The sequence below is a fragment of the Amycolatopsis sp. NPDC043889 genome, assembly GCF_056435645.1.
In genome coordinates this window covers 1-1,135 of record NZ_JBWKEC010000075.1, presented here as the reverse complement: position 1 = coordinate 1,135, position 1,135 = coordinate 1, and the positions used below count along the sequence as shown (strand labels likewise).

Annotated in this window: 1 protein-coding gene; it reads left to right on the top strand. The window is 66.5% G+C overall.

Annotated elements, in window-relative coordinates:
* Positions 1–1,002 (top strand): IS1380 family transposase (locus tag AC0685_RS43450; RefSeq protein WP_478230855.1); only part of this gene is annotated, 1,002 nt, incomplete at its 5' end.
* Positions 1,003–1,135 lie beyond the last annotated feature (133 nt).

Below are 1,135 nucleotides of genomic sequence, written 5' to 3'. Positions count from 1 at the left end.
GCCGGGCGGATTCCGTCGCTGTTGCCCGGGATCGAGCAGCTGGCGTTCGTCGATATCGACGCCAAGATCAAGGAAACCTACGGCCACGGCAAACAGGGCAACGGTTTCGCCTATAACGGTGTCCGCGGCCTGAACCACCTGATCGCCACGGTATCGAGCCCGGTCTGCGCGCCGGTGATCCTGACCGCCCGGTTGCGGGGCGGGAACTGCGATTCCCGCCGCGGGGCGGCGTCGATGATCACCGAGGCGATCAGGCTGGCGCGCCGGGCCGGAGCGACGGGGACGATCGTGGTCCGCGCGGATTCGGCGTTCTTCACTGGCCCGATCATCGCCGCGATCCGGAAAGCGGGCGCGTATTTCTCGGTCACAGCCCAGAAAAACGTGGCCACCCAGGCCGCGATCAACGACATCGGCGAGGACGACTGGAGCGAGATCGAATACCGGCACCCGATCCCCGACCCGCTGACCGGCGAGTTGATCACGCATGCCGAGATCGCCGAAACCACGTTGACCGCGTTCGTCCACACCGCGCAGAACCCCGGCCGCCAGGTCACCGCACGGCTGCTGGTCCGCCGCACTCCACGATTCACAACCAACGACCAGGGCGAGTTGTTCCGCGTCTGGAACTACCACGCCGTGTTCACCGACACCGGCTTCGACCTGCCCCTCGCCGACGAATATCACCGCAAACACGCGATCATCGAACAGGTCTTCGCCGACCTCAACGACTCCGCCCTCGCACACTTCCCCTCCGGCCGCTTCCCCGCCAACCAGGCCTGGCTCGTCCTCGCCTGCCTCACCCACAACCTGCTCCGCGCCACCGGCTGCCTGACCAGCGTCTTTCACGCCAAAGCCCGCACCGGCACCCTGCGCCGGCACCTGATCACCATCCCCGCCCGCATCACCCGCACCGCCCGCCACATCACCCTCCGACTACCCGCCAACTGGCCCTGGCAACACCACTACCAGGCCCTCTTCACCGCAACACACCGAACAGCCTGACCACCCGCCCCGACCACCAGACCACAGTGGACACACCGGATGCGACGACCGGCAACCCACCCTGCCCACCCCGCCACACCATGATCAACAACAGCAAGCAAGACCAACACTCAAACCCACCGGTGGATCCAGG